A 7,145-nucleotide genomic window follows, 5' to 3' on the forward strand; every position below is an offset into this window, starting at 1 on the left:
CCGCCCGAGTGGCCGCCGCCGCGGCGGCGTGCCGCGCCATCACCGCCTCCAGCCCCTCCCGCTCGATCCGCTCCACACACGCCTCGAGCGCCAGCATCTCCAACTGGGCCGGAGCATGCGGCAGTACGCGACGCCCACCGTCGGTCCACCGCTCCTTCCAGTCCAGCAACGACAGGTACGACCGCCGCGGCGCCCCCGGATTCGCGGCCATCCGCTGCCACGCCCGCCCGCTCACCGAGATCGCCGACACGCCCGCCGGCCCGCCCATCGCCTTCTGCGCCCCGATCACGCACAGGTCCACGCCCCACGCGTTCGGCAGCACCGGCTCGGCAGCTATCGACGCGACCGCGTCGAGGTAGAAGAGCGCGCCGTGCTCGCGGACCACCGCACCGATCTCCGCCGCGTGGTTGGTGTTCCCGGTCGCGGCCTCGGCGTGGACCAGCGAGACGAAGTCGATCTCCGGGTGCTCGGCGAAGGCGTCCCGGACCTGATCGGCCGTCACCGCCGTGTGGAACGGCACCGCCAGGTCGATGACCCGGGCACCGCAGTCCCGCAGCCAGTTGCCGAACGTCTGCCCGTACGGCCCGGTGACCACATTGAGTGCCGTCGTCCCGGGCCCGGCCGTCCCGCGGATCGCGCCCTCCAGCGGCAGCAGCGCCTCCCCTTGCATGATCACCACGTCCTGATCGGTGGCCAGCAGCCGTGCCACCCGGTCCTCGATCGCGGCGAAGCGCGCAGCGCTCAACGGGGCCAGATCCAGAAAGGGGTGCGTCACGGGGGTGCTCTCCTCAGTCAGGGGTAGGCATGGATCGGTCCGCATGTGCATGCAGACCACGTTCGAGCGTAACCGCGCCACCTGCGCCAATGAGTCGCAGGCTGAACTGCTGGATGACCATGGGAATGATTTGAGAGACTTCAAGCTTTCCTTATAAACAGAACCTTTCGCTTCTCAGGGAGACTCCCCCGTGAACACGCTCCTCGGGCGCCGGACCCGTACTCTGGCCGCCATCACCGCGACGGCCGGGCTGGTGCTCGTGGCCGGCTGCACCTCCAGCGACGACGCGGGCAGCGGTACGAAGACCGCAGCCGGCGGCGTCGAACTCGTCAGGGCGGGCCAACTCACCACCTGCACCCACCTGCCGTACCCGCCCTTCCAGTCGGAGATCGACGGCAAGGTGCAGGGCTTCGACGTCTCCCTCGTCGACCTGGTCGCGAAGGACCTGGGCGTGAAGCAGGAGATCAAGGACACACCGTTCGAGAACTTCAAGACCGGCGCGTTCCTCAACTCCGGCGAGTGCGACCTCGCCGCGGCCGGCATGACGATCACCGAGGAGCGCAAGAAGAACGTCGACTTCTCGGACCCGTACTTCGAGGCGACCCAGGCCGTCCTCGTCGACAAGAAGAGCGGCATCGGCTCCTTCGCGGACCTCAAGGGCAAGAAGCTCGGCGCCCAGGCGCAGACCACCGGCGAGGACTACGCCAAGAGCAAGGGCCTCGACCCCGTCTCCTTCGAGTCCTCCGACGCCGTCCTCAACGGTCTGCGCACCGGCCAGGTCGAGGCCGTCGTCATCGACTACCCCGTGGTCCAGGGCTGGCTGAAGGACAAGGCCACCGCCGACGCCTTCGAGGTCGCCGACAACGTCGAGACCGGTGAGCAGTACGGCTTCACGGTGAAGAAGGGCAACACCAAGCTCCTCGCCGCCATCAACAAGGCACTCCAGGAAGCGCAGGCCGACGGTTCATACAAGGAGCTGTACGAGCGGTGGATCGGCCCGTACGCCGCTTCCGCGGCACCTGGTGCGTCCGCCGCGTCGCCCTCCGCCTCATGACCGACCCGACCGCCCAGCCCGCCCCGACCGGCGCATCCGCGTTCGAAGTCCAGCCGAAGAAGAAGGGCCTGACCCGGCGGCAGAAGCGCGGCCTGTCGCGCGGCGTCCAGTACGCCGTCTTCGTCGCGGCCGTGGCCGCCCTCGCCGTCGCGGCCGACTGGGACCGGCTGCGGAACCAGTTCGCGCGGCCGGACATCGCCGAGCGCATGTTCCCCGAGGTCATCACCCTGGCGTTGCAGAACACCGTGCTCTACACCGTGTCCGGCTTCACCGTCGGACTCGCCCTGGGCATGGTGATCGCCCTGATGCGGCTGTCCTCCGTGGGCCCGTACCGCTGGCTCGCCGGGATCTACATCGAGATCTTCCGCGGTCTGCCCGCCCTGCTGATCTTCATCTTCATCGGTGTGGCCGTGCCGCTGGCCTTCCCGGGCACCGAGATCATCGGCGGCACGTACGGCAAGGTCGCGCTCGCGCTCGGCCTGGTGGCCGCCGCGTACATGGCGGAGACGATCCGCGCGGGTATCCAGGCCGTGCCCAAGGGGCAGATGGAGGCGGCCCGTTCCCTGGGCTTCTCGCCCGCCCGCGCCATGATCTCGATCATCATCCCGCAGGCGTTCCGCATCATCCTCCCGCCGCTCACCAACGAACTGGTGCTGCTCTTCAAGGACTCCTCGCTGGTGCTGTTCCTCGGCGTCACCCTGGCGGAGCGCGAACTGTCCAAGTACGGCCGCGACCTGGCCAGCACCACCGCCAACTCCACGCCGATCCTGGTCGCGGGCCTGTGCTACCTGCTGGTCACGATCCCGCTCGGCTTCGTCGTGCGCCGTATGGAGGCGAAGGCCCAGGAGGCCGTCAAGTGACCGAGAACCCCGAGAAGTCCGAGAACCCCGAGAAGTCCATGGAGCCCGAGAACCCCGAGAAGTCCATGGAGTCCGAGAAGTCCGTGGAAGCCGTGGAGCCCGTCGGCACGCGGCGCCCGGAGATCCGGATCCGCGACCTGCACAAGTCCTTCGGCGACAACCAGGTCCTGCGCGGCATCGACCTGGACATCGCCCAGGGCGAGGTCGTGTGCGTCATCGGCCCGTCCGGTTCCGGCAAGTCGACCCTGCTCCGCTGTGTGAACCTGCTGGAGGAGCCCACCAGGGGCCAGGTCTTCGTCGGCGGTACCGAGGTCACCGACCCGGATGTGGACATCGACGCCGTACGCCGCCGTATCGGCATGGTCTTCCAGCAGTTCAACCTGTTCCCGCACCTGACGGTGACCGAGAACCTCACGCTGCCGCAGCGCCGGGTGCTGAAGCGTGACAAGGCGCGGGCGGCGAAGGCGGCCGCCGAGAACCTGGAGCGCGTCGGACTGTCCGAGAAGGCGGGCGCCTACCCCTCCTCCCTCTCCGGCGGCCAGCAGCAGCGCGTCGCCATCGCCCGCGCGCTCGCCATGGGCCCCCGGGTGATGCTCTTCGACGAGCCGACGTCGGCGCTCGACCCGGAGCTGGTGGGCGATGTCCTGGCCGTCATGCGCATGCTCGCGGACGAGGGTATGACGATGATGGTCGTCACCCACGAGATGGCCTTCGCGCGGGAGGTCGCCGACCGTGTCGTGTTCATGGACGGCGGCGTGATTGTCGAGGACGGCACGCCCGAGCGGGTCATCGGCGACCCGGCCCACGAGCGGACCCGGCACTTCCTCTCCCGCCTCCTCGACCCCGCGAGGGCTCAGGTGGAGGAGGAGCGGAACCAGGGCCTGACCGGCGGATCACCCTGACCGGCGGATCACGGCCGGACAGGCCCTAGGCTGCGGTCATGAGCAATCACGCGGTGCTGCACGTGAAGGGGCGGGTCCTCGTCGGACCCGACGACGTCCGCGACGAACTCTGGGTCGTTGGCGGGAGGATCGCCTACGACCGCCCCGCGGGCGCCCGTGACGTCCGTACGGTCCAGGGCTGGGCGCTCCCCGGCCTGGTCGACGCGCACTGCCACGTGGGGCTCGGACCGGACGGCCCGGTCCCGAAGGACACGGCGGAGAAACAGGCCCTCACCGACCGTGACGCGGGCACCCTCCTCATCCGGGACGCGGGCTCCCCCTCCGACACACGCTGGATCGACGACCGCGACGACCTGCCGAAGATCATTCGCGCGGGCCGCCATATCGCCCGCACGCGCCGCTACATCCGCGACTTCGCGCACGAGATCGAACCGGACGAACTGGTCGCGTACGTCGCCCAGGAGGCCCGGCGCGGCGACGGCTGGGTCAAGCTGGTGGGCGACTGGATCGACCGGGACCTCGGCGACCTCGCCGCCTGCTGGCCCCGGGAGGCGGTCGAGGCGGCGATCGCCGAGGCCCACCGCCTCGGTGCCCGCGTCACCGCCCACTGCTTCGCCGAGGACTCACTGAGGGACCTGGTCGAGTCGGGCATCGACTGTATCGAGCACGCGACGGGCCTCACGGAGGACCTGATCCCGCTGTTCGCCTCGCGCGGCGTCGCGATCGTCCCCACGCTGGTCAACATCGCGACGTTCCCGCAGCTGGCCGAGGGCGGAGAGTCCAAGTTCCCCCACTGGTCGGCTCATATGCGCCGACTGCACGAGCGCCGCTACGACACGGTGCGCAACGCCTACGACGCGGGCATCCCGGTCTACGTGGGCACCGACGCGGGCGGCTCCCTCGCCCACGGCCTGGCGGCGGCGGAGGTCGCGGAACTGGTCACCGCCGGAATCCCACCACTCGAGGCCCTGTCGGCGACGACGTGGGGTGCGCGGGCGTGGCTGGGGCGGCCGGGCCTGGAGGAGGGCGCGCCCGCGGACGTGGTGGTGTACGACGGGGATCCGCGCGCGGACGTCCGGGCGCTGGCGGCGCCGCGACGGGTGGTGCTGAACGGCAGGGTCGTCGGCTGAGCCCGCCGTGGCGATCGGTGGGCGTGGTGAACGGCGGGCCGGTATCCGGACCTGCGGCTGGGGAGCGTTCTGACAGTTCTCACCCACACGGGTGAGCGCTGGCCTCATGTGCGACACCTGCTCCTGGACGCCCTCGCCCTCCGTCCCCAGCCAGTGCTGTGACCGGGAAGGTTTGCCGGAAAGCTCGCGGCGTCCGGTGCTGGGGGCACCTCCCACGCCGTTCAGACAGTGGGGGAGCATCGCAAGGCGGAGCATCGCCCGTGTACTGGATGTACTCGGGTGATGCGACAACGCGGCGGTGGGGGTTCCTCCCCCGGTGGGGGCACCTCCCGCTCGAGCGCAGCCGAGAGTGGGGGAGAAGCCGAGCGTGGGGGAGCCGTGCCGGGCGTCGCGAGCCGGTCAACCTTGGGGGACCTCACCGGTCCGCCAGCGTCACCGCCATGTCCAGCGCCTGCAGAAACCGGTTCACCGTCACCCGGTCCCGCACCGCCACCCGCAGCCACTCCTCCCCGAGCCCCGGAAACGTGTCCCCGCGGCGCACGGCGAAGCCGAGGACGCGCAGATGGTGTCGTACCCGCGCCGCCCGCGGCAGGCGTACGAGGACGAACGGGCCCTCCGTCGGCTCGGCCACCACGAGGCCGTCGGAGGCGAACTCCTGAAGGCCCGCCACCAGATGGGCACGGTCCGCCGCGATCCGGCGGGACGCCTCCGCCGCCTCCGCCAGGGCCCGGGGCGACACACACGCCTCGGCCGCGGCCAGCGCGGGCGTCGACACCGGCCACAGCGGCTGCGCGCGTTCCAGGTCCGCGACGGTCTCGGGGGCCGCCAGGACGTATCCGATACGCAGACCCGCCAGCCCCCACGTCTTCGTGAGGCTCCGCAGGACCACGAGGCCGGGCACGTCCACGCGCCCCGCCAGCGCCTCGCGTTCGTCCGGCACCGCGTCCATGAACGCCTCGTCCACGACCAGGGTCCGTCCCGGGCGGGCGAGCCCGGCGATCACCGCGGCCGGGTGCAGGACCGACGTCGGGTTCGTCGGGTTGCCGATCACCACCAGGTCCGCGTCCCCGGGCACGGCCGCGGGGTCCAGCCGGAAGCCGTCCTCGGGACGCGACAGGACCCGGCCGACCGTGTGCCCCGCGTCCCGCAGCGCGGCCTCCGGCTCCGTGAACTGCGGGTGGACGACGACGGGCCGACGTACCTTCAGGGCCCGTGCCAGCAGCACGAACGCCTCCGCCGCGCCCGCCGTCAGCAGCACCCGCTCCACGGGCAGCCCGTGCCGCGCCGCCACCGCGGCCCGCGCGGCCCGGCCGTCCGGATAGGCGGCCAGGCCGTTCCCGGCCAGCGACTCGGCTATCCGCTCCCGCAGCCACGCCGGAGGCGTGTCCGCGCGGACGTTCACCGCGAGATCGACGAGAGCCGCCCCGTCGTCCCGTACCTCGGCGTCACCGTGGTGACGGAGGTCGTGCCGCCCGCCGTCGGCCTCAGTGCGCATGGGAGTGTGCGTGCCCGCCGTGGTGGTGATGCCCGTGATGGTGGCCGTGCGGCCCGTGGTGATGGCCGTCGTCGTCCGGGTGGTGGTGCGGCTGTTGCGGCAGGCCCACCTTGTCCTCGAAACCGGGCAGCGCGACGCGGTACACGCACGAGTCGCAGTTCATGCGCAGGTCGCCCTTGACCGCCTCCTCGTACCGCTCCATCACCAGGTCGAGCAGTTCCGGCTCCGGACCGATGACGTCGGCCGACAGCACCTCGATGTCCGGGTGCGCGTCCGCCCAGCCCTCGGTCTGCTGCCGTACCCGCTCCGGGAGGATTCCGGTGAAGAGGAAGTACGGGAGGACGACGATCCGCCGCGCGCCCAGCTTCGCGCACCGGTCGAGCCCGCTCGGCACGTCCGGCGCCGCCAGCGACACGAACGCCGTCTCCACACCCGCGTACCCGCGCCCCTCCCACAGCAGCCGCGCCGCCTTGTGCACCTCGGCGTTGGCGTCGGGGTCCGTGGATCCCCGCCCGACCAGCAGCACGGTCACGTCCGCCCGGTCCAGCGGCGTACGACCCGTGGAGCCCGTCGTCGCGCCCAGTGCCTCGTCGAGCCGCCGCTCCAGCACGTTCAGCAGCGACGGGTGCGGGCCCAGCGGGCGGCCGTAGGAGTACGAGATCCCGGGATGGCGCTCCTTCTCACGGGCCAGCGCCGCCGGGATGTCCCCCTTGGCGTGCCCGGCGGACACCAGCATCAGCGGTACCGCGGCGAACCGGCGCACCCCCTGCTCGACCAGCTCGGTCACGGCCTCGCCCAGCGGCGGCGGGGACAGCTCGATGAACCCGCCCGCGACGGGCAGTTCGGGGTGACGGCGCCCCAGCTCCCGTACGAAGGAACGGAACGCCTCGGCGCCCGCGTCGTCCCGGGTGCCGTGACCGGCGATGAGC

At 71.5% G+C, this 7,145-nt stretch carries 7 protein-coding genes; 4 read left to right on the forward strand and 3 right to left on the reverse strand.

Annotation, left to right across the window (positions count from 1 at the left end):
- A partial coding sequence (locus FNH04_RS37995; RefSeq protein WP_322725036.1) for an aminotransferase class V-fold PLP-dependent enzyme occupies nucleotides 1-775 on the reverse strand: 775 nt, incomplete at its 3' end.
- A 190-nt stretch (nucleotides 776-965) separates the two neighbouring features.
- Between FNH04_RS37995 and FNH04_RS38000 the strand changes: the two genes are divergently transcribed.
- The 4 genes from FNH04_RS38000 to FNH04_RS38015 all read left to right on the forward strand — a co-directional run bounded on the left by FNH04_RS38000 (nucleotide 966) and on the right by FNH04_RS38015 (nucleotide 4,721).
- A complete protein-coding gene (locus FNH04_RS38000; protein ID WP_322725038.1) occupies nucleotides 966-1,829 on the forward strand; it encodes a transporter substrate-binding domain-containing protein in 864 nt (287 codons plus the stop codon).
- Entirely contained in the window at nucleotides 1,826-2,689 is an 864-nt protein-coding gene (locus FNH04_RS38005; RefSeq protein WP_152790388.1) for an amino acid ABC transporter permease, read from the forward strand. The genes FNH04_RS38000 and FNH04_RS38005 overlap by 4 nt, the downstream gene beginning before the upstream one ends.
- 65 nt (nucleotides 2,690-2,754) lie before the next feature.
- Entirely contained in the window at nucleotides 2,755-3,591 is an 837-nt protein-coding gene (locus FNH04_RS38010; RefSeq protein WP_152790394.1) for an amino acid ABC transporter ATP-binding protein, read from the forward strand.
- 38 nt (nucleotides 3,592-3,629) lie between these two features.
- Nucleotides 3,630-4,721, forward strand: a complete 1,092-nt coding sequence (locus FNH04_RS38015) for an amidohydrolase family protein (RefSeq protein ID WP_152790389.1) — start codon at nucleotides 3,630-3,632, stop codon at nucleotides 4,719-4,721.
- A gap of 415 nt (nucleotides 4,722-5,136) precedes the next feature.
- Here the strand turns inward: FNH04_RS38015 and cobC are convergent, their stop codons facing one another.
- Both cobC and FNH04_RS38025 read right to left on the reverse strand, forming a co-directional pair.
- Nucleotides 5,137-6,216 carry an Rv2231c family pyridoxal phosphate-dependent protein CobC gene (cobC, locus tag FNH04_RS38020; RefSeq protein ID WP_152790390.1) on the reverse strand — a complete coding sequence of 360 codons (1,080 nt, stop codon included), beginning with the start codon at nucleotides 6,214-6,216 and terminating at the stop codon, nucleotides 5,137-5,139.
- Nucleotides 6,206-7,145, reverse strand: a 940-nt coding sequence (locus FNH04_RS38025; RefSeq protein WP_152790391.1) for a sirohydrochlorin chelatase, incomplete at its 5' end; no start/stop codon positions are given. The genes cobC and FNH04_RS38025, both read right to left, overlap by 11 nt.

The sequence above is a fragment of the Streptomyces phyllanthi genome (assembly GCF_009377205.1).
In the GTDB taxonomy this organism is placed as follows: domain Bacteria; phylum Actinomycetota; class Actinomycetes; order Streptomycetales; family Streptomycetaceae; genus Streptomyces; species Streptomyces phyllanthi.

Bases quoted from the DNA above. Each gene is read 5' to 3' on its own strand.
- FNH04_RS38005 (WP_152790388.1), top strand. From the start codon at position 1,826: ATGACCGACCCGACCGCCCAGCCCGCCCCGACCGGCGCATCCGCGTTC.
- FNH04_RS38010 (WP_152790394.1), top strand. From the start codon at position 2,755: ATGGAGTCCGAGAAGTCCGTGGAAGCCGTGGAGCCCGTCGGCACGCGG.
- FNH04_RS38015 (WP_152790389.1), top strand. From the start codon at position 3,630: ATGAGCAATCACGCGGTGCTGCACGTGAAGGGGCGGGTCCTCGTCGGA.
- cobC (WP_152790390.1), bottom strand. From the start codon at position 6,216: ATGCGCACTGAGGCCGACGGCGGGCGGCACGACCTCCGTCACCACGGT.